The sequence below is a fragment of the Tardiphaga sp. 37S4 genome (assembly GCF_021044645.1).
Taxonomy (GTDB): Bacteria; Pseudomonadota; Alphaproteobacteria; order Rhizobiales; family Xanthobacteraceae; genus Tardiphaga; species Tardiphaga robiniae.
This window is the reverse complement of record NZ_CP088008.1, coordinates 5,626,897-5,647,299: the sequence shown is the minus strand read 5'-3', so window position 1 is coordinate 5,647,299 and position 20,403 is coordinate 5,626,897. Positions and strand designations below refer to the sequence as shown.

Sequence of the window (20,403 nt, the reverse complement as noted above, 5' to 3'; positions counted from 1 at the left end):
GCCAGCCCCGCGCAAGCTTGTGCGGGGAGTTTGAGGCCAGTCTCGCCGCATGCGCCCGCAGACTGGGAACCCACTGCCGATGGTCTCGACAATCGCAAGCTACCAGCTGATCTCCAAGAATATCGTCAAATCGTTGCAGCAGACGATGGAGAAGCCGGACGTGTCGAAGGACACAGAATACTACCTGTCACACATCCGCGATGTGAATACGATCGACGAATTCATCGGCGACTATCGGTTGTTCAGCTATGCCATGAAGGCGTACGGGTTGAGCGACATGACCTATGCCAAGGCGTTCATGCGCAAGGTTCTTACGGAAGGTGTTGCCAGCTCGACCACATTCGCCAACAAGCTTTCCGACGCCCGCTACCGCGAATTCGCCACCGCATTCGACTTCGCCAAGCTGGGTGACCAGGCGACGAGCACGACCGCCGCGCAGGTCGGCACCGTCGAGAAATACGTTCGGCAGCAACTCGAGGAAGACGCCGGATCGCAAAATGAAGGCGTTCGTCTGGCACTCTATTTCGAGCGCAAGGCGCCCAAGATCACCAGCATCTATCAGATTCTCGCTGATCCGGCGTTGATCAAGGTCGCCCAGATCGCGCTTGGCATCTCACCGATGACCTCGATGGCGGATGTCGACAAACAGGCGAATATGCTCAGCGCGAAAGTCGGCATCGCGGATTTCCAGACCCCCGAAAAGCTGCAGTCGTTCCTGCAGCGTTTTTCGGTGATGTGGGAGATGGAGAACGGAACGTCCACCGCCCAATCGGCTTCAAGCACCCTTATCACGCAGCCGCTCGAAATGGGCCTCAGCACGGACGTGCTGACCACCCTGCAGAACCTGAAAATCGGACGATAAAATGCAATCAGCGCTCTATGTCAGCCTCTCGGCCCAGGTCTCGCTTGAGAAGCGACTCGAAACCATTGCCAACAACATGGCCAATATGAAAACCGCCGCGTTCCGTGCCGACGCGGTGAAGTTCGAGACTGCAATGTCGCGCGCAGCAACGCAGGCGGTCGCGTTCTCCTCGCCCGGCGAAAACTTTATCTCGCGCAAGGAAGGCGCTATTACCCAGACTGGCAATACCCTGGACGTGGCGATCACCGGAAATAGCATGGCCGCGTACCCCGGCGGCCCCGATCCCGGCCACACGACGTGGATGGCGTTTGCTGGGCCGAACGGCACCGTCTATACGCGCGATGGCCGCATGCAGATCGACATCAACGGGCAGCTTCAGACCCTCACCGGCTATCCAATCCTCGATTCTGGCGGCACGCCGATCATCGTCGATCCCGATGCTGGCCCGCTAACGATTGTGCGCGATGGCACCATTTCGCAGGGTCGCATCCAGGTCGGTCAGCTCGGCCTGTTCGATATCGCCCCGGACGCAAAGCTGGAACGATTCGGAACGTCGGGCGTGATTCCGAGCAAGCCGGCGACCACCGCGCTCGATTTCGTCACGGTCGGCTTTCAGCAGGGCTACGTCGAAGGATCAAATGTCGATCCTCTGACAGAACTCACACAGATGATGACCGCACAGCGCACCTTCCAGAGCGTCAGCTCATTGATCGACAATTCCGAAAGTACCATGCAGAACGCCATTCGCACGCTGGGCGATCCAAAAGCCTGATGCCTGATGTGACCGGCGGGAGAGCTCGATGAACGCGCTTGAAAAACTCGAATCGACCATCGCAACCCTGCGCCGGGACGTGCCCACGGTTCGTGTCGGTGGCATGGTGTCCGAGGTGACGCCGACGCATTTTCGCGTCTCCGGCCTGTCGCGCTATGTCAGGCTCGGTGAATTGATCGGACTGGAAATCGACAAGCAGGTTCATCTCGGTGAGGTCGTACGGATCGATACTGACGGCGTAACGGCCAAACCGTTCGATTCCCACTTTGCTGCCGGCCTCGGCGTTCCCGCCTTCCGAATGCCTCCCAAGACGCTGTCTCCACATCCGGCCTGGAAAGGTCGCGTCATCAATGCCCTTGGTGAGCCACTGGATGGCGCCGGCGACATGCCGGTCGGCGAGCGCGAGATGCAAACGGATGCCAATCCCCCACCGGCGATGAGCCGCTCCCGCGTGAGCAAGCCGCTCCGTACCGGCGTCCGCGTCGTGGATCTCTTCACACCGCTCTGTATCGGCCAGCGCATCGGCATTTTCGCCGGTTCCGGCGTCGGCAAAACCACCCTTCTTTCGATGCTGGCACGCAGCGCCGGCTTCGACACGGTAGTCACTGCACTGGTCGGCGAGCGTGGACGAGAAGTACGTGAATTTCTCGAAGAATCGCTGGTCCATCACAAGACCCGCGCGATCACAGTCGTCTCGACGAGCGACGAAAGCCCGATGATGCGTCGACTGGCGCCGAAGACAGCGATGACCATCGCCGAATATTTCCGCGATCGCGGTGAATCGGTGCTGTTGATCGTCGATTCGGTAACGCGCTTCGCCCACGCATCCCGTGAAGTCGCGCTCGCTACCGGCGAGCCGGCGATCGCACGCGGCTATGCGCCGAGTGTCTTCAGCGAACTTCCGCGGCTGCTGGAGCGTTCGGGACCGGGCCTCGAAGGCCAGGGCTCCATTACGGGCGTGTTTGCCGTGCTGGTCGATGGTGACGATCACAACGAACCTGTGGCGGATACGGTGCGTGGTACACTGGACGGGCACATCATGCTCGACCGCGACGTCGCCGATCAGGGCCGCTATCCGGCCGTCAATGTGCTGTCATCGGTCTCGCGCCTCGGCCAGCATGTGTGGTCGCCGGAGGAAGCTAATCTGGTGCGTAAGCTGCGCGCCATGATCGCCCGCTTTGAGGACACCCGCGACCTTCGCCTGATGGGCGGCTATCAGCCCGGCCGCGACAGTGAACTCGATCAGGCCGTCCAGCTCGTGCCCAAGATCTACGACGTGCTGCAACAGCACCCGACCGACCCGTCCTGCGCCGAGCCGTTCCAGGAATTGCTCAGCGTGATCAAGACCGCAATCGGGTAACTGCGCTCCCGCGTTCTAGACACCCGGGATCGTATCGAGATTCGCTGCCGCGACGATCGCACCGGATCGCACAAGGCGCAGCGACTTCTGAATGTCGTCGTGAAAATATCGATCCTCGTCGAGATGGGCGACGTCTGCCCGGATCCGTGCTCGAACGTTTTCCAGACGATCGCTGGACTTGAGCGGCGCATGGAAATCACAGCCTTGCGCGCCCGCCAGCAGCTCGATGGCAATGACGGCCATCGCATTCTCGATCATCGGCAACAGCCGCCGTGCCGCATGCGCCGCCATCGAAACATGATCTTCCTGATTGGCCGATGTCGGAATCGAATCGACGCTGGCCGGATAGGCCCGCTGCTTGTTCTCAGATACCAGCGCCGCGGCCGTCACTTGCGCGATCATGAAACCGGAATTAAGCCCCGGCTTCGGTGTCAGGAACGCGGGCACACCGGATAGCACCGGATCCACCAGCATGGCGATCCGGCGCTCAGAGATCGATCCGATCTCGCAGATCGCAAGCGCCATCATATCCGCCGCAAAAGCAACCGGCGCCGCATGAAAATTGCCACCGGAGATCGCGATATCGTCGTCGGCAAAGACCAGAGGGTTGTCAGAGACGCCATTCGCTTCAGTGAGAAGCGTGGTGGCCACTTGTCGCAAAACGTCCAGCGCGGCGCCCATCACCTGCGGCTGACAGCGGAGGCAATAAGGATCCTGAACACGGACGTCGCCGGTGCGGTGCGACTCGCGAATCGCGCTGCCGGCGAGAAGTTCCTTCAATGCCTGGGCCGACACGATCTGCCCTTCATGTTTGCGCAGTTGATGGATGCGTGGATCGAACGGCGTATCCGAGCCACGCGCGGCGTCGGTGGACAAGGCACCACTGACGAGTGCGGTCCTGAATAGGATTTCGGCCTCGAACAATCCCGCCAGTGCATAGGCCGTCGAGAACTGCGTGCCGTTCAGCAGCGCCAGTCCTTCCTTGGCCCGCAGCTCGATCGGCTGCACACCCGCACTAGCGAGCGCCTCCGTCGCCGGCAATCGCCCGGACGTCGTCAGCGCCTCGCCGACGCCGATCATGACCGACGCCATATGCGCGAGCGGGGCCAGATCGCCGGAGGCACCGACTGATCCCTGCGCGGGCACGATGGGCGTGATGTCATGCGCAATCATGGCGCTGAGCAACTGGACCGTCTCCATGCGGACGCCGGAGAAACCCTGTGCCAGGCTCGCAAGCTTGAGGCACATCATCAGCCGCACCACCGGCGCTGGCGCTGGATCGCCGACGCCCACGCAATGTGACAGCACGATGTTTTTCTGGAGGGCCGTGATGCTTTCGGCTGCTATGCCGACATGAGCAAGCTTTCCGAAGCCTGTATTGATGCCATAGACGGGTTCGCCCTTGGCGACGATCCGGGCAACTGCCTCAACACTAGCATTGATGCGTGGAATACAGCTCTCATCGAGAACCGGTACTGCCCCCCTATAGATCGACCGCCAGTCCGCCAGCGTCACCGTACCCGGTGTGAAACGCATCGTCATTAAAGTGTCTCCAGGCCATCCGTAGATGGCCCAAGGCAACACATTCAACGCTGCGCTTCAATGTTTGCGCACAACAAAAAGGCCAGCCGTGCGGCTGGCCTTTCAGCTGATCGACAGTCAGACCGTGGGCTGCGACGTGCGACGCAGCGTCACGTTTGGCTTATGGCTTCCAGCCGCCGCCCGGCAGGTTGCCGTGATAGGGCGTGTTGCGGCAGTGGCCCCACGGACCGCGCCAGTAACCGGGAGGGCAGCCGTTACCCATCACGGGAGCTTCCTGATAATAGCCGCCTGGGAGCGGGCCGTAATAAGGCGTATAGCGGCAGCCACCATAGGGACCGCGCCAGCCGTTCGGACCGCAACCACCCGCAACCGGGATCACGTGCGCTTCGACAGCGATGCTCTGGCCCATCATCGGCGCAGCACTTGCCTGCGTCGAGACGATGAACATGGCGACGAGACATGCCGCCATCATGTGCAGAATTTTGGTCATTCTATTCCTCTCGATGAGTTGAAGATCACTCGGCCCCGACGAAAGCGTCTTCGCCTTGCCGCGCGATGCGCAACCCGAAGATGCATTGGTCTTCATTCTGCTTAGAGGCACCAGATACCGTTGGCAATTCCGTTCTATCAATGCACCGGCACAACCCGTTCGGTTAGTTATCCGCCCGTTAAGAACGGCGAACGGAGCTGCCGCGCGAAGTGCTCCATCAGTGTAGTTCCCTTTAAACGAAGATGCAGCGACGTGTTGGAGCTATTCCAGAGACCGGAACCCTGCATCCGATCCCGCTGCGATCGAAGTGCTGCGACACGAGCGACTTCAATTGCCGCAAGGCCTTTGCATGATAGCTGAGTTGCGTGGAGCTCGGTTCTCGCGCTACCACGGGCCGCCGCGCAATCGCTTGATGAAAGACACCCGTGCTACCCTGGAAACTGATCGATACGACCGAAGTACCCGGCGGCGGCGTGCCGCTGCGCCTGATGCAGCGCGGGCAAGAGTTCACCATCAAGCTCGGCCAGAACGAGTTGATGAGCAGTCGGCTGTTCGGCTCCGAGGAAGCGCTGGCGACACTCACCTGCTTTCGCCTCAAGGACATGAAGGCGCCGCGACTTTTGATCGGCGGCTATGGCATGGGCTTTACATTGCGCGCTGCGCTAAAGGTGCTCGGCCCGAAGGCGAAGATCACCGTGGTCGAACTGGTGCCCGCGATCGTCGCCTGGGCGCGTGGCCCAATGGCCGAGCTGTCTGGCGACAGCCTGAGTGATGAGCGCGTGGAGATTGTCGAGGGCGATGTCGTTAAAGCCATCGCTGGTGCACGCGGCAAATATGATGCGATCCTGCTCGACGTCGATAACGGACCCGAAGGCCTGACGCGAAAATCGAATGATGCGCTCTATGACCTGAAAGGGTTGCGCGCGGCCCAGGCCGCGCTCAGTCCGGGCGGCGTACTGGCCGTCTGGTCGTCATTTCCTTATGACAAATTCACGGCGCTCCTCGGCAAGGCAGGCTTCAACGCCGAGGAAATCAAGATCCGCGCCACCGGCACACGCGGTGGCGCCCGTCACGTCATCTGGCTGGCGACGAAGCCAAAAACATAGCCGTCGCCGCGATGAAGATGGATCTTAATAGGCAATCGAACGACGACTGCGGCGCGGTTCGGCATAAGGCTGCGGGCTGAACGCCAGACGCGGATTGACGATGCAGTCGACGCCGCGACCCGATGCAGTGGCCTGGCACGCTTCATAGCTTGGATAGGAGCAATCGGTCCCAAAAGCCTGCGACTGGATGCAGTAGGGATAGGTCGGGGCGGCAGCTGCAGGGCTGGAAGCCATGGCCGAGACACCACCAACAGCCAACACGGCCAGCATCAGATTGCGCATCACGTATTCTCCTCCGCGGCAGCGGTCCTGTGACATCCCCAGAAAGCAACAGAGCCTGCGGATGAACGTTCCCGCAAGCTCCGGTACATCCCGGTCTTGTGATTACGCGCTTACGCTGTCGTCATCACAAGGGTTAGACACCATAGTGCCGCATGGGTTCATTCGACCTTAAGGCCCGCGGCTTTGACCACTTTCTCCCACTTCTCGGTCTCCGCGACGATCATCTTACCGAACGCTTCTGGCGGTCCGATCAGCGGTTCGCCGCCGAGATCGATCAGCTTGGCCTTGACGGCCGGATCCGCCAGCACCGCATTAACGTCCGCGTTGAGCTTGGCGATAATCTCCGGCGGCGTCTTCTTCGGCGCACCCATGCCGAACAAGGCGCTGGCCTCATAACCCGGCACGGTTTCCGCGACGGTCGGCACATCGGGTAGCAGCGACGATTTGTCGGTGGTCGTCACCGCCAGCGCACGAAGGCTGCCCGAGCGGATATGCTGGATGATTGACGGCATGTTGTCGAAGATTACCTGGACCTGACCACCGAGCATGTCAGTGATCGCTGGCGCAGCACCGCGATAGGGCACATGCTGCATCTTGGCGCCTGACAGCATCATGAACATCTCGCCGGACAGATGCACCGAGGTGCCGTTGCCCGACGACGCCATGTTCACCTTGCCCGGATTGGCCTTCACGTAGGCGATGAATTCCCCGACGGTCTTCGCCGTGATGTCCTTGTTGACGGTCATCACATTGGCGGTGCGATGGAAGGCGGCGACAGGCGCGATATCACGCACGAAATTGAAGCTCAGCTTCCCATAAAGCGTCGCGTTGATGTAGTTCGCCGGATTGACCAGCAGGATGGTGTAGCCGTCGGGTTCTGCATTCACGACAGATTCGGTGCCGATATTGTTGCCGGCGCCCGGCTTGTTCTCGACGACGAATTGCTGGCCGGTTCGCTCGGATAGCTTCTGCCCGATCAGGCGAGCCAGAATATCGGTTGCACCGCCAGCAGGATAGCCGACGACAAAGCGAACCGGCCGCGTCGGATAATCCACGGCCAGCGCCGAGCTGACAGGAACAAGAGCGGTTGCAGTAAAAGCAGAAAAGCCAAGCGCAATCAGACCGATCGCGGCACGACGTGACGTCATATTTTATTCCCTCCGGCTGCCGCAACTTTGCGCGCGGTCAGCGTGTGTTGAATTGACAACGGCCGTATCTACCAAACAATTCAACTATCGACCAGTGCGACACTACTGCGGCACCAGCCCAAAGAAACGTCAAGGACCATTTCATGTCCCTCACCGTCACGGCCCTCGATCATCTCGTCCTGAATGTCACTGACGTCCAGCGCTCAGCCACCTGGTATCAACGCGTCCTGGGCATGGAAGTGAGGGTGTTCGATCCCGGTCCGGGAAAGTTACCGCGCACATCGGTGAGTTTTGGCGTGCAAAAGATCAATCTGCGGCCGATCGGCGCCGATAAGGTCGAGTGGTTCACGGCGGATCATGAGATGGCCGGCAGCGACGACCTCTGTTTTCTCACTGCATCACCGCCCGACGCCGTGGTTGCGCATCTCGGCGCTTGCGATGTTGCTATCGAGGAAGACCCGGTGGCCAAACAGGGCGCGCGCGGCACCTTGCGCTCGGTCTATTGCCGGGATCCCGATGGGAGCCTGATTGAAATTTCGTCTTACGAAATAGGCTGATCCTGCACGCGTTGCGGTTTGCGCACCGCTGCCGCTGATGGCACAACATCTTCCGTAAAAACAAGAATAAGAAAGCCGCACCCGCGTAAGCGGTCGCTCCGGCGGCTTTCGACGGAGGATGCATGCCCCACCCCGCGACGAATCCCGCCATGATTCCCGGTTCGATCGGCCCGTTCGACGGCATGGACGTGCCGTGGCTGCTGCGCATGCACGCCGAGACGCGTCGCGATCGCCCTTTCATCATCTGGTCGCCATTCGATGCGCCGGCGCGGCCATGGACCTATGGCGAGTTTCACGAGCGCGTCGGGGCACTTTCCGCAGGCCTTGCCCAACGCGGCATCGTCCAGGGTGACTATGTGCTGATCCATCTCGACAACTGCGTCGAGATGCTGCTGGCCTGGTTCGCCTGCGTCGAACTCGGCGCCATCGCCGTCACCACGAATACCCGCTCGTCGGCTGCGGAGATCGAATATTTCGCCGATCATTGCGGCGCCGTCGCCGCCATCACCCAGCCATCCTATGCCGAGCTCGTCGTCGCAAATTGCCGCAAACTGCGCTGGATCGCGGTGACGTCGCACAACGCCGGCGCGTCGGCCGACGGCCATGCAGTGGGCAAGGCTGAGCGGTTCGAATCCCTGTTCGCTGACAGCGCCGATCGTCCGCGACGCCCGGTCGACCCTTGGGCGCATTGTAGCGTCCAGTATACGTCAGGCACCACATCGCGGCCCAAAGCGGTGCTGTGGACCCATGCCAATGCGCTGTGGGGCGGCAAGGTGAATGCTGCGCATCAGGACCTGCATGCGTTCGATACGCATATGACCTATCTGCCGCTGTTCCACACCAACGCACTGGCCTATTCGATGCTGGCGACGTTGTGGGTCGGTGCCTCCCTCGTGCTTCAGCCGCGTTTTTCCGCGCGCCGGTTCTGGAACGTGGCGCTCGAACATCGCGCCACCTGGCTGTCGACCATCCCGTTCTGCATGAAGGCGCTGCTCGAGCACGACGTGCCGAAGCATCATTTCCGGCTGTGGGGTGCGTCGTTCTGCGATCCGCCGGCCTTCGCCAAATTCGGCGTCAAGATCATCGGCTGGTGGGGTATGACCGAAACCATTACTCACGGCATCATCGGCGAGGTCGATCAGCCCAACACGCCGATGGCCATCGGCCGCGCCGCAACCGAATATGGCATCCGCGTCACCAACGACGACGGCACGCCGACTGCTGTGGGTGAGACTGGCAATCTTACGATCAAGGGCATTCCCGGCCTGTCGCTGTTCAAGGAGTATCTGCACAACGAAGCTGCGACCTCAGACAGTTTCGACACCAACGGCTTCTTCATCACTGGCGACCGCGTCACGCTACTCGAGCGCGGCTATATCAAGTTTGGTGACCGTGCGAAGGACATGCTGAAAGTTGGCGGCGAGAACGTTGCCGCGTCCGAGATCGAGCAAGTCGTCATCACGGTGCCCGGCGTTCGCGAGGCGGCCGTCGTCGGCAAGAAACATCCGATGCTGGATGAAGTGCCGGTGGTTTTCATCATCCCGCATGCCGGCGTGGCGCAGGCGCCACCCGCGCTGCATGACAATGTCATGGCGGCCTGCAAGAGCGGGCTGGCGGATTTCAAAGTGCCCCGCGAAATCCATTTCGTGGACGAGATGCCACGTTCAACTCTCGAGAAAGTCGCCAAGGCCGAGTTGCGCAAGCTGCTGGCCTGAGGCGAACGGCGCTTACGCGCCGAGCGCCACCGGGCGGAACACCTGCAGCAATTGCTGGTCGATCTTGTCGCCCATCTGCTCCATGATCTCGAATGCCTTGGCATGCGTGAAGGCCATGCGATAGGCGCGCCGCTCCACCAGAGCCGCGTGGATGTCGACGATGGTCATCAGGCGCACGATGTCGCTGATCTGGTCGCCGGCCAGCGCATCGGGGTAACCACTGCCATCCAGGAACTCGTGGTGATGCAGCACCACGTCGAGCATCTCGCGCGGAAAACTGCCCTGCGCCACGAGCGCTTCGAAGCCGAGACGCGGATGTTTGCGCATCTCGAGCGTCTCGTCCTCAGTGAGCTTGCCCGGCTTGTCCAGAATCGACACCGGGATAAACGCCTTGCCCACGTCGTGCACGAGAGCTGCGCGCGTGAGACGGCGCTGATCTTCGTCGCGCATGCCGAGATGCTGCGCAAAGGCCACCGCGAAACCAGTCACGAACAGGCAGTGACGATAGCTGTGATTGTGATGACGGCCGACTGCGGCCAGCCATTCGCGCAGCGATGTACGCTTGATGGCCTTCAGAATCTGGTTCTCTGCCTGCATCACGTCGTTGAAGGTGAGCGGCACGCCCGCCGGCAATTTCTCGAAGATCTTGACCATGACCGCATGCGCCGCCTCGACGCCGCGATTCAGCGCCTTGCCGCGTGCGGAGAAGTCCTCGTCATGCGGGTTTGGAAATGCCGCGCGAATACGCTGCATGATGCCACGTGCATCGAACGGCCGCGCGATCGTATCGGTGGCGCCGAGCGCCCAGGCCTGCATGGATCCGTGATGCAGCGAGTCGGCCAGCACGAACAGGCGCGGTATCGCTTCATAGGATTTGTGGCGCAGCTTGTTGCGCACGCGCTGCACGGCCTCTGCCGAACGCAGATTGATATCGACCACGATACCCGACAGCTCGCTGGGCGGTGTCTCCGGAATGGCTGACGTTGGGACAACATCGACTTCGCCGACCTTCTGCAGGATATCGACGAGTTCGCTGCTGTGATCGCTGCGGTCCGATGCCAGAAGCAGTCGGCGGCGCGCCGGCGATTGGTTGACTGAAGCGGTCATATGCCCTCGATCTATTGCGGCGAACGGGCCGCAAGCAGGACATACATACCTTGGAACAGGGTTCTTGAAGCTTAATGGGTATTGTTAATGCTTCCTGATCGTCCCCCGGAAGGTTTCATTCCGGCGGATAGCACTATCAGTCGGTTAGGGCTTTCGCGAAAACTTTAAGCAATGCCGCCTTGCGCCGGAATCCGATCCGGAAAACAATCGCGCCATGAAGACCATCAGGTTCATCCTCGGCGTCGCGACCGCCCTCGCCGTCACGGTTCCAGCCCACGGGCAGCCCGCCGGGACGAGGCCCGATCTGCCATTCACGGCAACCCTTTCGAACGCCACCCCGCTGGCTTTTGGGATGGCGGCGGATGACGCCGCCCGTATCTTGGGCACCCCGCTAACCTATGTCAGCGGCCGACCGGGCGATGAGATCTATCTGGCGATCCGCACCTTCGGCGGCAGCGGCTTCTTCGACCGCCGCGACCGCCTCTATCTCCAGTTTCGCAAGGGACGCCTGACCGGCTGGAAGGGCGACTGGGGCCGGCATTGGATGTGGCAGTAGCCGCTTTGTGAGTAGACCCGTGCTGTCGTCCGCGCCAAACAGACCTCACCCCTTAACAACGATATGGAATACCTCGTGGGACAAGACATCACGCTGACTGCATCTGACGGCTTCAAACTCGGCGCCTACCGCACCCAGCCTGAGGGCAAGCCCAAGGGCGCCGTGGTGGTGATCCAGGAGATCTTCGGCGTAAACGACCACATCCGCACGGTCTGCGATCGCTTCGCTGTGCAAGGCTATGTGGCGGTGGCGCCGTCGATCTTCGATCGCACCGAACCCAACTTCCAGTCCGGTTATTCGCCCGAGGAAATCGCCATCGCGCGCAAGTTCGTTGCTAATCCGGATTGGCCCGCGATGCTGCGCGATGCCCAGGCCGCGATCGATTCCGTTGGGGATATCGGCAATGTCGGCATCATCGGCTTCTGCCTTGGCGGCAGCGTTGCCTTCGCCGCCGCCACGAAATTGACGGGCCTCAGCGCCGCCATCGGCTATTACGGCGGCGCCGTGGTGCGCTTTGCCGACGACAAGCCGACCGTCCCGACGCAGCTGCATTTCGGCGAAAAGGATCACGGCATTCCGCTGTCGGACGTCGAGACCATCCGCGCCAAGCGGCCGGATGTGGAGATCTTCGTCTATGACGGTGCCGAACACGGCTTCAATTGCGATCAGCGCGCCAGCTACAACAAAGCCAGCGCGGATGTTGCGAGAGAACGGAGCCTCGCGTTCCTCGCGAAGCATCTGAAGTAAGCCGCCGCCCTCTCCACGTCATTGCCGGGCTTGACCCCGCAATCCACCTTTGCGGCACCAACAGGCGCTTGGGCAAAGCTGGATACCCGGGTCAAGCCCGGGTATGACGACTGAGAGGGAGCAGCCTCGATCTTTCCCTGCCAGTCGGGAGAGATTGGAACATCACTCGCCCTTCACGCCCGCTGTCTTTGCCACCGTCGCCCAGCGATCGAAATCGCGGCGCAGGCTCCTCTCGAAAGATTCGGGGCTGTCTCCGACCGGAACGAGATTGACCGCCTGCAGGCCGGCGGTCCCCTCCGGCGAATTGATGATGCGACCGAGCTCGGCCGACAGCTTGCTCACAATGTCCTTCGGCGTCGCTGCTGGCACGAAGACGCCGACCCAGCCTTCAGCCTCGAAACCGGGATAGCCGAGTTCGGCCATGGTCTGCACGTTCGGCAGCTTGGGCTTGCGTTTCTCGCCGCCCACCGCGAGCGGACGGATCTTGCCGGCTTCGAGCTGCGGACCGGCCGTGGTGAAGTCGAGGAAGGCCGCCGTGACCTGATTGCCGAGCAAGTCGTTCAAGAGCGGCGCGGCGCCACGATACGGCACATGGGTCATATCAATGCCGGTGTTCTTCTTCAGAAGCTCGCCATAAAGATGCGACGTCGTGGCATTGCCAAAAGTGCCGTACGGATATTTTCCGGGACTGGATTTGGCAAGATCGACCAGTTCCTTCACGGACTTCATCGGCTGCGCTTCGGGCACGACGAGCACGATCGGCGAGATCGCGACCTGCGTGACGGGCGCGAGATCTTTGAACGCATCGTAGGGCAATTTCGACATCAGGCTCGGCGCCTGGATGATCTGCGTGATTGCGATCAGCACCGTGTAGCCGTCGCCCGGAGCCTTGGCAGCGAAATCGTTGCCGATCACGCCACCGGCGCCCGGCTTGTTCTCCACGGTGACGGTCTGCTTCCAGGACTCCTGCAGCTTCTGCGCCAGTAGGCGCGCCGCGACATCGGTGGCACCACCGGGTGCATAGGGCACGACGAAAGTAATGCGCCGATCGGGATAGGATTGCGCGGTCTGCGCAAATGCTTGCGAAGACAGCGCCGCTCCCAGCGCCCCGATGGCTGCCAGAGTGACGCCGCGCATCACGTTGACCGACGGACTGGTCTTCATCTCTTCTCCCCCTGATATCCATATGTGCCGGCATGGCGGCGCATTTCAGCGAGTTGGCCTCGCTTGATCATTGCTACAGGGCGGGAGACGATTCTGATACAGAGCAACGCGTATCCTGACGCCAATGCGCCGATACATCGCAGCCAATTTCATCGCGGGAAAGCGCGTCTATTCTGTGAAGCGGAGAAAATCGCGTGTGAGGTGATGACCGCGATCGATGCGTGCGATCAGAACCAGCGCTCACTGACCAGCACCGTATCACCGGGATTGATCGGCGTGCCCAATGGCACCACGGCGCGGTACGAGCCCTCGACGGTGGTATGGGTCAGCGTGACTTCATCACGCTTGGCGCGGGGCGAGAAGCCGCCGGCAATGGCGATCGCGCTCTCGACGCTCATATTGGGCACGTAGGGATACTGCCCAGGAGCAGCAACTTCACCGAGGATGAAGAACGGACGGTAGGCTTCGATTTCGACAGCCACCGACGGCTCGCGAATGAAGCCATTGCGCAGGCGGCCGGTGATGCTCGCAGCCAGGGCAGCGGGCGTCATGCCACGCGCCGGCACGCGACCGATCAGCGGCATGGTAATCGCGCCACCGGCATCGATGGCGTAGGAATTGGTGAGACCTTCCTGGCCGTAAACCACGACGCGCAGCTTGTCGCCGGCATCGAGCTTGTACTGCGCATCATAGGTCGAGACCGGGGGAGCATAAGCAACCGGCACTGCTGCCGGCCCGTAACCCGGGCGACCGTAAGCGAGCGTGTCGAGATCGGCAGCCGGCGCAACCACTGCAACAGGACCCGGTCTCCGCATGCAGCCGGACAAAGCCAGCGCGGCAACCGCGACAATCATGGGCAGACGAAACGCGCGGGCAGACGACACTGGACATATCCCTCATAGAGGCAGCCTCGGTTTTGGCCTCTTATGGTTAAAATTCCGTTGTCATGGCCTTCCATCAGGCAGCAAAAAACCCGCCTTCGGGAGCTCCGAAAGCGGGCTTTTGACGTTGTTTATCTACACTTAGCCGTGGTCAGCTCAGGCCGTGACGCCGACCCCGATCGGGCACGACACACCGGTGCCGCCGAGACCGCAATAGCCGCCAGGATTCTTTGCCAGATACTGCTGGTGATAGTCCTCGGCGAAGTAGAACTTCCCGGCCGGCGCAATCTCGGTGGTGATGGCGCCGAGGCCCTTCGCGGACAGTGCCTTCTGATACGCCGCCTTCGACGCTGCGACGGCATCGCGCTGTGCATCGCTGAAGGTGTAGATCGCGGAACGATATTGCGAGCCGATGTCGTTGCCCTGACGCATGCCCTGGGTCGGGTCGTGGCTTTCCCAGAACGTCTTCAGGAGCTGCTCATAAGAAATCTTCTTCGGATCGAACACCACCAGCACCGCTTCGGTATGACCGGTGCGACCCGAGCAGGTCTCTTCATAGGTCGGGTTCGGCGTGAAGCCACCGGCATAGCCGACCGCGGTCGTATAGATGCCGTCGCCGAGCTCCCAGAACTTGCGCTCGGCTCCCCAGAAGCAACCGAGCCCGAACACCGCCCGCTCAACTCCTTCTGGATAGGGCGGCTGGATGTTGCTGCCATTGACGAAGTGATGCTTGGCAGTGGGGATCGGCGTATCGCGACCGGGCAGTGCTTCGGCGGCGGTCGGCAATGCAGCGGTCTTGCGCATGAAAAGCATGGATCATCTCCCGGCGCGCTCGCGAACGAAGTGGACTCCGGTTCGCTGGACGAACACGCAGATCTGGGGGCCAACAGCACCCGCGAGGCAGAACCGGATTCACTCCTGCCGCGCGGCGTATCTCAGGTGGCAATATAGGTATCTACGAGGGAAACGGCAGGTGTGTTACGTCGTCGAGCGCCGTTCAATTCCGCGAATAGCCGATCAACGGCTTGCTTGGCCGAAACAACAGCATCAGCACGATGCCGAGCACGCCCATGACGGCCCAGGCCGGCTGGTTGAGCAGCAATTTGAGAAGCCCACTGAGGAACGGCGCATTTGCATCGACCATCGCCTGGAAGGAACGCTGGCTGGCCTGGTTGATGTCGTTCCAGAACTCCCCGAGCCGGGTCAGCCGCAGCGCCTGATCGGCAATCGAGCGCGCCCCATCATAGACCAGGAACACGAACCCACCGGCCAGCAATAACAGCCCTATCAGGCGGAAAAACCCGCGGATCATCCGAATCCCCTCATCGCTCTCACCCCCGGCAATACCGGGCAAACCCGAGAAATTCAACCTCATCAGCAACTTAACCGCCACTCTGCGGCTGTTTTTCGTCTAAAGGCGCAGCCGGAAGGCGTTGACGGTGGAAATCGGGCACTCTATAAGGAGCGCCAATGGCGGTGGGCGCAATCCCGCCGCCGCTGTTCTTTGAGCGGCGCGCCCCGTGAGTTTCGAAACGCGTGAGCTTTGCCGCTCCGGGGATAGCATTTTCAGGAACACCCCGGAAACAGATCAGCGTTGGCCGCAGTCGAGCGGCAGACGTCAATCAGCCCGGCGCCCGAGACGGGACGCTGCTGAAGGATAGTGAGATATGGCCAATACGACCTCCGCCAAGAAGGCGACGCGCAAGATTGCCCGCCGCACCATCGTCAACAAGTCCCGCCGCACCCAGATGCGCGGTGCAGTCCGCACCGTCGAGGCGGCGATCAAGAGCGGCGACCGCGAAGCGGCGCTGAAGGCGATGAAGCTCGCCGAGCCCGAACTGATGAAGGCTGCTCAGCGCAACCTCGTTCACAAGAATCTCGCAAGCCGCAAGGTCTCGCGTCTCGTCCATCAGATCGCGAAGCTCGCGCAGTAATCTGACGACAACATTCTTTCCAAAAAGCCCGGCTTCACGCCGGGCTTTTTTTATGCCGCAATGCGTTCGCGCTATCGCGTCACAAATTCTGATGAAGCGCAAAGACCGCCGCGCGCTTGCGCGATGCGCGTCTCGTCATGTCTCTTCAACGGCACAGCCGGAACGCACAACGCATCACACCGAGTGCCAATCCGCGTTATCGCTTGCGTCAGCGTGATTCTGAAAAAGCAACAGCGCCACGCCGCCAGCGCGAGTCCGATGTCTAGGGTTACCCTGACTCAACGCACAGAAAAAAACGCGCGGCTCTAATCACTTATCGGCATAGCGAAGCGGACCAGTTTGAAAACGCGGACTCGGCCCCTTCATTCGTAAATGAATTATGAATTTCTTTTTTCGCTGGATCGAATCTGCAACGGCACTGTCACATTACGATTCAGCGCGTTGATTCAAAACCTTGACGCATCGTCAAAAAAATCACGAGGTGTTCCGGGCTGCGCAAGTGAGGCTTTTGCGGGGCACCTGAAAAATGATTCCGTTGCGAGAAACCGGGCGTGCTGTATTTCTTTAATCACTCGCGGCGCCCGCGGTTCTTCAGATCAGAGCGATTTAAGAACCAGGACGGACCTTAGGATCAGCGACGGTCTTCAGGTTAGCGACACCTTCCAAGCTTTGATCGGATCGCAGCCCATAGCAATATGGGAAGGGTTGTTCTGTGTCGAAATTTCTCGGGTATCCGTTCGGATGCTTTGAAAAGAAATGCGCACCGGCCAATCGCAACCAGCAAAGCTGACGGTGCGGAAGTAAGCGGGCAGGCGAGCGGGCAAGACGACGATACGGGAATACGACTGAACGAGTTTCGATGTTCAGCGTTGCGGACTGACTTTGAACCACATGTGAACTGACATCTTGCCGCGAGCGACCGCGGTGAGCGGGGGAGGCTTTATGCGCAAATCGACCACGACAGCATTCCAGCGACCGCGATCTGCGTCTCGTTCAGATACGGCGACCCACACCTCCGCCCACGTTCCCGACAGACCCTCCAGTACGCGCTGACCTCGCGACGAGGTCCTCTTCGACATCACTGATCTGACCTCGGCCGGATGGCCGTTGGCGGAGCTGTGCCCGAAGACGACGCGTCACACGAGGTCGCACCGCGTCTCCATACGCGGACATTCATCGGCAGCGTTGTGCCGGACACTCACTCTATCTGAAAAGTTCTCTGACAATGGCTAATATGGAACAGGATCACTGGTCTCGCGTGAAAGGTCGGCTGCGGTCGACGGTTGGCGAAGACGTTTACTCCAGCTGGTTCGCGCGGATGGATCTCGAAAGCGTGCAGGACGACAGCGTCCATCTTTCGGTACCCACCCGATTCCTGAAGAGCTGGATCCAGGCCCACTACGCCGAGCGCGTGCTGAACGCCTGGCAGGCCGAGATGCCGCAAGTTCATCGCGTCGATCTCACCGTGCGTTCGGCGATGCGCAACGTTGCGCCCGCCAACAAGGAAGCCGCAGCGCCGACCGAAGCGCGCCGCACCGAGACGTTCAACAACCGTCCCGCGCCCGAACTCCGCGCTACGGCCACCGCTCCGGTGTCCGCAAGCCATGAAGCACTCGGCGGCTCGCCGCTCGATCCGCGCCTGACTTTTGCGAGCTTCGTGCTCGGCCGCGCCAACACGCTGGCCCATGCTGCCGCGCGTCAGGTCGCCGAAGGTCGCCGCGGCGATCCGGTGATGTTCAACCCGCTTTACATCCATGCCGGCGTCGGCCTCGGCAAAACCCATCTGTTGCAGGCCGTGACCTGGGCTGGCAATTCCGGCCCCGACCGCAAGGTGCTGTATCTCACCGCCGAGAAGTTCATGTACGGCTTCGTCGCTGCGCTGAAGACGCAGACGGCGCTCGCCTTCAAGGAAGCGCTACGCGGCATCGACGTGCTGGTGATCGACGACATGCAGTTCCTGCAGGGCAAGACTACGCAGGCCGAATTCTGTCACACACTGAACGCGCTGATCGATGCCGGCCGCCAGGTGGTGATCGCCGCCGATCGTCCGCCGTCGGATCTGGAAAGCCTTGACGAACGCGTGCGTTCGCGCCTCGCCGGCGGTCTCGTCGTCGAAATGAGCTCGCTCGGCGAAGAGCTGCGCCTGGGCATCCTGAAGTCGCGCGTTGCGGCGGCCCGTGCACATCATGCCTCGTTCGACGTACCGGAACCGGTGCTGGACTATCTGGCCCGCACCATCACCCACAATGGCCGCGATCTCGAAGGCGCAATCAACCGCCTGCTGGCGCATTCGAAGCTGAACGCCACGCCGGTGACGCTGGAAATGGCCGAACGCGAAGTGCGCGACCTGATCCGCCCGCAGGAGCCGAAGCGGATCAAGATCGAGGACATCCAGCGTGTCGTCGCGCGTCAGTACAATGTCAGCCGGTCCGACCTCCTGTCGTCGCGCCGCACCGCCAATGTCGTGCGCCCCCGTCAGGTTGCGATGTATCTGGCCAAGACCCTGACGCTGCGCTCGCTGCCGGAAATCGGCCGCCGCTTCGGTGGCCGCGATCACACCACGGTTCTGCATGCCGTACGCAAGATCGAGGCGCTGGTCGGCAAGGACGTGGCCTTGCAGGATGAGGTCGAGACGCTGAAGCGCCAACTGCAGGAGTAAAGCCTCCCCGCCCCCGACGCGCCAAAGCGTGCGTCGGGGCAGGACGAGGGTGTTAACCGTCAAAACATTGGGGGCCGGAAGCGCATCTCTCTTGCGCTTCCCGGCCATCCACGCCACCTTGCGGTCCCCCGCGGGATTGAGCAAAATCCACTTGATCGAGCTTGCGGGTGTCATCGCTGCGGCGCCCATTCGGGCCGCCAGGCATTTCCACACGACACCGGATTGAATCGGGCGGGTTTTGTTATGAAGGTCACCGTCGAACGCGCGCAACTCCTGAAGTCGCTGAGCCACGTGCATCGCGTGGTCGAGCGCCGCAACACGATTCCGATCCTGGGAAACGTGCTGATCCGCGCCGAAAATGCCCGGCTGTCGCTAAAGGCCACCGACCTCGACCTTGAAGTCACGGAAACCCTGGCCGCCGAAGTCGGCACCGCCGGTTCCACCACCGTGCCCGCGCATATGTTTTACGACATCGTCCGCAAACTGCCGGATGGCTCGCAGATCGTGCTCGAAGCCGATGGCGACCGCTCGGTGATGGCGATCCGCGCCGGCCGTTCGCGCTTCACGCTGCAGACGCTGCCGGAGAATGATTTCCCGGATCTCGCCGCCGGCGAAATGACGCACTCGTTTGCGCTGCCCGCATCCGACGTCAAGCGCCTGATCGACCGCACGCAGTTTGCGATCTCCACCGAAGAGACCCGCTATTATCTCAACGGCATCTATCTCCACGCCGCCGGCACCGCGACCGCGGCAACCCTGCGTGCCGTCGCCACCGACGGTCATCGTCTGGCACAGATCGACCTCAAGCTGCCCAAGGGCGCCGACGGCATGCCGGGCGTCATCGTGCCGCGCAAGACGGTCGGTGAAGTGCAGCGCCTGATCGAGGATCTGGAAGCCGAGATCACCATCGAACTGTCGCAGGGCAAGATCCGCTTCACGCTTGGCAATGTGGTCCTGACCTCGAAACTGATCGACGGCACCTTCCCCGACTATGGCCGCGTAATCCCGCAGAACAACGACAAGGAACTGGTGATCGACAAGAAGGACTTCGAGAACGCAGTCGACCGCGTCTCGACGATCTCCAGCGAACGCGGCCGCGCCGTGAAACTCGCGCTGTCGGCAGGCAAGCTCGTGCTGTCGGTGACAAATCCGGATTCCGGCAGCGCGACGGAAGAGCTCGAGGTCGAATACGCCTCCGACGCGCTCGATATCGGCTTCAACTCGCGCTATCTACTCGACATCGCTGCCCAGATCGAAGGCGAAGTCGCCGTGCTGCGCCTCGCCGATCCCGGTTCGCCGACGCTGGTGCAGGACAAGGACGCCAAGGGCGCCCTCTATGTGCTGATGCCGATGCGGGTGTGAGTTCCTTCAGGTGTCGTCCCCGCGAAAGCGGGGACCCATAGCCTCCGAAGAACTAGTTGCAGCCAGGTAACCACGACTCTGCCGTTTTATGCCGGCCGTGGTTATGGATCCCCGCCCCGCATGCGCCTTCGGCGCACTCGGCGGGGATGACAACGGAGA

20 protein-coding genes are annotated in these 20,403 nt (G+C 61.3%); 11 read left to right on the top strand and 9 right to left on the bottom strand.

The features are described from left to right. Positions 1–79 precede the first annotated feature (79 nt). From LPB73_RS26810 to fliI, 3 genes are read left to right on the top strand one after another with little or no spacing between them, the layout of a single operon-like run. The gene (locus LPB73_RS26810) at positions 80–862 is read left to right on the top strand and encodes a DUF1217 domain-containing protein (RefSeq protein ID WP_089263696.1); all 783 of its coding nucleotides are present in this window, start codon (positions 80–82) and stop codon (positions 860–862) included. A 1-nt stretch (position 863) separates the two neighbouring features. Further along, a complete protein-coding gene (gene flgF, locus LPB73_RS26805) occupies positions 864–1,634 on the top strand; it encodes a flagellar basal-body rod protein FlgF (protein WP_089263424.1) in 771 nt (256 codons plus the stop codon). Between the two features lie 28 nt (positions 1,635–1,662). Continuing rightward, positions 1,663–2,994, top strand: a complete 1,332-nt coding sequence (gene fliI / locus LPB73_RS26800) for a flagellar protein export ATPase FliI (RefSeq protein ID WP_089263423.1) — start codon at positions 1,663–1,665, stop codon at positions 2,992–2,994. A 15-nt stretch (positions 2,995–3,009) separates the two neighbouring features. Here the strand turns inward: fliI and hutH are convergent, their stop codons facing one another. Together hutH and LPB73_RS26790 are read right to left on the bottom strand one after the other, a co-directional pair. Further along, positions 3,010–4,536 (bottom strand): histidine ammonia-lyase, encoded by a 1,527-nt coding sequence (gene hutH, locus LPB73_RS26795; protein ID WP_231078752.1) that lies wholly within the window; start codon positions 4,534–4,536, stop codon positions 3,010–3,012. A 160-nt stretch (positions 4,537–4,696) separates the two neighbouring features. Next, positions 4,697–5,026 carry a GCG_CRPN prefix-to-repeats domain-containing protein gene (locus LPB73_RS26790; protein ID WP_231078751.1) on the bottom strand — a complete coding sequence of 110 codons (330 nt, stop codon included), beginning with the start codon at positions 5,024–5,026 and terminating at the stop codon, positions 4,697–4,699. Positions 5,027–5,451: 425 nt separating this feature from the next. Here LPB73_RS26790 and LPB73_RS26785 point away from each other — a divergent pair, with 425 nt between their 5' ends. Continuing rightward, on the top strand, positions 5,452–6,132 hold the full coding sequence (locus LPB73_RS26785; protein WP_093757681.1) for a spermidine synthase: 681 nt from the start codon (positions 5,452–5,454) through the stop codon (positions 6,130–6,132). Positions 6,133–6,156: 24 nt separating this feature from the next. Here the strand turns inward: LPB73_RS26785 and LPB73_RS26780 are convergent, their stop codons facing one another. Continuing rightward, positions 6,157–6,414 carry a DUF3551 domain-containing protein gene (locus LPB73_RS26780; protein WP_089263421.1) on the bottom strand — a complete coding sequence of 86 codons (258 nt, stop codon included), beginning with the start codon at positions 6,412–6,414 and terminating at the stop codon, positions 6,157–6,159. 158 nt (positions 6,415–6,572) lie between these two features. Then, positions 6,573–7,562 (bottom strand): Bug family tripartite tricarboxylate transporter substrate binding protein, encoded by a 990-nt coding sequence (locus LPB73_RS26775; RefSeq protein ID WP_184512391.1) that lies wholly within the window; start codon positions 7,560–7,562, stop codon positions 6,573–6,575. A gap of 143 nt (positions 7,563–7,705) precedes the next feature. Here LPB73_RS26775 and LPB73_RS26770 point away from each other — a divergent pair, with 143 nt between their 5' ends. Continuing rightward, complete coding sequence (locus tag LPB73_RS26770) at positions 7,706–8,119, top strand: VOC family protein (RefSeq protein WP_231078750.1); 414 nt, start codon at positions 7,706–7,708, stop codon at positions 8,117–8,119. A 122-nt stretch (positions 8,120–8,241) separates the two neighbouring features. Beyond that, positions 8,242–9,834 carry an AMP-binding protein gene (locus LPB73_RS26765; protein ID WP_231078749.1) on the top strand — a complete coding sequence of 531 codons (1,593 nt, stop codon included), beginning with the start codon at positions 8,242–8,244 and terminating at the stop codon, positions 9,832–9,834. Between the two features lie 12 nt (positions 9,835–9,846). Here the strand turns inward: LPB73_RS26765 and LPB73_RS26760 are convergent, their stop codons facing one another. Next, entirely contained in the window at positions 9,847–10,941 is a 1,095-nt protein-coding gene (locus LPB73_RS26760) for an HD-GYP domain-containing protein (protein WP_089263417.1), read from the bottom strand. Positions 10,942–11,155: 214 nt separating this feature from the next. On the opposite strand from LPB73_RS26760, the gene LPB73_RS26755 reads away from it, so the two are divergent. Together LPB73_RS26755 and LPB73_RS26750 are read left to right on the top strand one after the other, a co-directional pair. Further along, a complete protein-coding gene (locus LPB73_RS26755; RefSeq protein ID WP_093757685.1) occupies positions 11,156–11,497 on the top strand; it encodes a hypothetical protein in 342 nt (113 codons plus the stop codon). Between the two features lie 75 nt (positions 11,498–11,572). Beyond that, positions 11,573–12,244 carry a dienelactone hydrolase family protein gene (locus LPB73_RS26750; protein ID WP_231078748.1) on the top strand — a complete coding sequence of 224 codons (672 nt, stop codon included), beginning with the start codon at positions 11,573–11,575 and terminating at the stop codon, positions 12,242–12,244. A 162-nt stretch (positions 12,245–12,406) separates the two neighbouring features. On the opposite strand, the gene LPB73_RS26745 is transcribed toward LPB73_RS26750, so the two are convergent. The 4 genes from LPB73_RS26745 to LPB73_RS26730 form a co-directional block, all read right to left on the bottom strand. Then, a complete protein-coding gene (locus LPB73_RS26745) occupies positions 12,407–13,408 on the bottom strand; it encodes a Bug family tripartite tricarboxylate transporter substrate binding protein (protein ID WP_231078747.1) in 1,002 nt (333 codons plus the stop codon). A gap of 227 nt (positions 13,409–13,635) precedes the next feature. Then, a complete protein-coding gene (locus LPB73_RS26740; RefSeq protein WP_093757687.1) occupies positions 13,636–14,262 on the bottom strand; it encodes a polysaccharide biosynthesis/export family protein in 627 nt (208 codons plus the stop codon). 183 nt (positions 14,263–14,445) lie between these two features. Continuing rightward, positions 14,446–15,102 carry a peptide-methionine (S)-S-oxide reductase MsrA gene (msrA, locus tag LPB73_RS26735; protein ID WP_120287555.1) on the bottom strand — a complete coding sequence of 219 codons (657 nt, stop codon included), beginning with the start codon at positions 15,100–15,102 and terminating at the stop codon, positions 14,446–14,448. Positions 15,103–15,286: 184 nt separating this feature from the next. After that, positions 15,287–15,601 (bottom strand): hypothetical protein, encoded by a 315-nt coding sequence (locus LPB73_RS26730; protein ID WP_068729932.1) that lies wholly within the window; start codon positions 15,599–15,601, stop codon positions 15,287–15,289. 355 nt (positions 15,602–15,956) lie between these two features. On the opposite strand from LPB73_RS26730, the gene rpsT reads away from it, so the two are divergent. The 3 genes from rpsT (at position 15,957) to dnaN (ending at position 20,244) form a co-directional block, all read left to right on the top strand. Next, positions 15,957–16,223 (top strand): 30S ribosomal protein S20, encoded by a 267-nt coding sequence (gene rpsT / locus LPB73_RS26725; protein WP_068729934.1) that lies wholly within the window; start codon positions 15,957–15,959, stop codon positions 16,221–16,223. Between the two features lie 1,225 nt (positions 16,224–17,448). Then, positions 17,449–18,882, top strand: a complete 1,434-nt coding sequence (gene dnaA / locus LPB73_RS26720) for a chromosomal replication initiator protein DnaA (protein WP_089263412.1) — start codon at positions 17,449–17,451, stop codon at positions 18,880–18,882. 243 nt (positions 18,883–19,125) lie between these two features. Further along, complete coding sequence (dnaN, locus tag LPB73_RS26715) at positions 19,126–20,244, top strand: DNA polymerase III subunit beta (protein ID WP_089263411.1); 1,119 nt, start codon at positions 19,126–19,128, stop codon at positions 20,242–20,244. The last annotated feature ends 159 nt before the right edge of the window (positions 20,245–20,403 follow it).

What these genes read in the sequence shown, in the direction of transcription:
- rpsT (WP_068729934.1), top strand. Translation starts at nt 15,957, where the DNA reads ATGGCCAATACGACCTCCGCCAAGAAGGCGACGCGCAAGATTGCCCGC.
- LPB73_RS26730 (WP_068729932.1), bottom strand. Translation starts at nt 15,601, where the DNA reads ATGATCCGCGGGTTTTTCCGCCTGATAGGGCTGTTATTGCTGGCCGGT.
- LPB73_RS26745 (WP_231078747.1), bottom strand. Translation starts at nt 13,408, where the DNA reads ATGAAGACCAGTCCGTCGGTCAACGTGATGCGCGGCGTCACTCTGGCA.
- LPB73_RS26790 (WP_231078751.1), bottom strand. Translation starts at nt 5,026, where the DNA reads ATGACCAAAATTCTGCACATGATGGCGGCATGTCTCGTCGCCATGTTC.
- LPB73_RS26755 (WP_093757685.1), top strand. Translation starts at nt 11,156, where the DNA reads ATGAAGACCATCAGGTTCATCCTCGGCGTCGCGACCGCCCTCGCCGTC.
- LPB73_RS26770 (WP_231078750.1), top strand. Translation starts at nt 7,706, where the DNA reads ATGTCCCTCACCGTCACGGCCCTCGATCATCTCGTCCTGAATGTCACT.
- dnaN (WP_089263411.1), top strand. Translation starts at nt 19,126, where the DNA reads ATGAAGGTCACCGTCGAACGCGCGCAACTCCTGAAGTCGCTGAGCCAC.
- LPB73_RS26740 (WP_093757687.1), bottom strand. Translation starts at nt 14,262, where the DNA reads ATGATTGTCGCGGTTGCCGCGCTGGCTTTGTCCGGCTGCATGCGGAGA.
- fliI (WP_089263423.1), top strand. Translation starts at nt 1,663, where the DNA reads ATGAACGCGCTTGAAAAACTCGAATCGACCATCGCAACCCTGCGCCGG.
- LPB73_RS26810 (WP_089263696.1), top strand. Translation starts at nt 80, where the DNA reads ATGGTCTCGACAATCGCAAGCTACCAGCTGATCTCCAAGAATATCGTC.
- LPB73_RS26775 (WP_184512391.1), bottom strand. Translation starts at nt 7,562, where the DNA reads ATGACGTCACGTCGTGCCGCGATCGGTCTGATTGCGCTTGGCTTTTCT.
- LPB73_RS26780 (WP_089263421.1), bottom strand. Translation starts at nt 6,414, where the DNA reads ATGCGCAATCTGATGCTGGCCGTGTTGGCTGTTGGTGGTGTCTCGGCC.
- dnaA (WP_089263412.1), top strand. Translation starts at nt 17,449, where the DNA reads ATGGCTAATATGGAACAGGATCACTGGTCTCGCGTGAAAGGTCGGCTG.
- hutH (WP_231078752.1), bottom strand. Translation starts at nt 4,536, where the DNA reads ATGACGATGCGTTTCACACCGGGTACGGTGACGCTGGCGGACTGGCGG.
- flgF (WP_089263424.1), top strand. Translation starts at nt 864, where the DNA reads ATGCAATCAGCGCTCTATGTCAGCCTCTCGGCCCAGGTCTCGCTTGAG.
- msrA (WP_120287555.1), bottom strand. Translation starts at nt 15,102, where the DNA reads ATGCTTTTCATGCGCAAGACCGCTGCATTGCCGACCGCCGCCGAAGCA.
- LPB73_RS26765 (WP_231078749.1), top strand. Translation starts at nt 8,242, where the DNA reads ATGCCCCACCCCGCGACGAATCCCGCCATGATTCCCGGTTCGATCGGC.
- LPB73_RS26760 (WP_089263417.1), bottom strand. Translation starts at nt 10,941, where the DNA reads ATGACCGCTTCAGTCAACCAATCGCCGGCGCGCCGCCGACTGCTTCTG.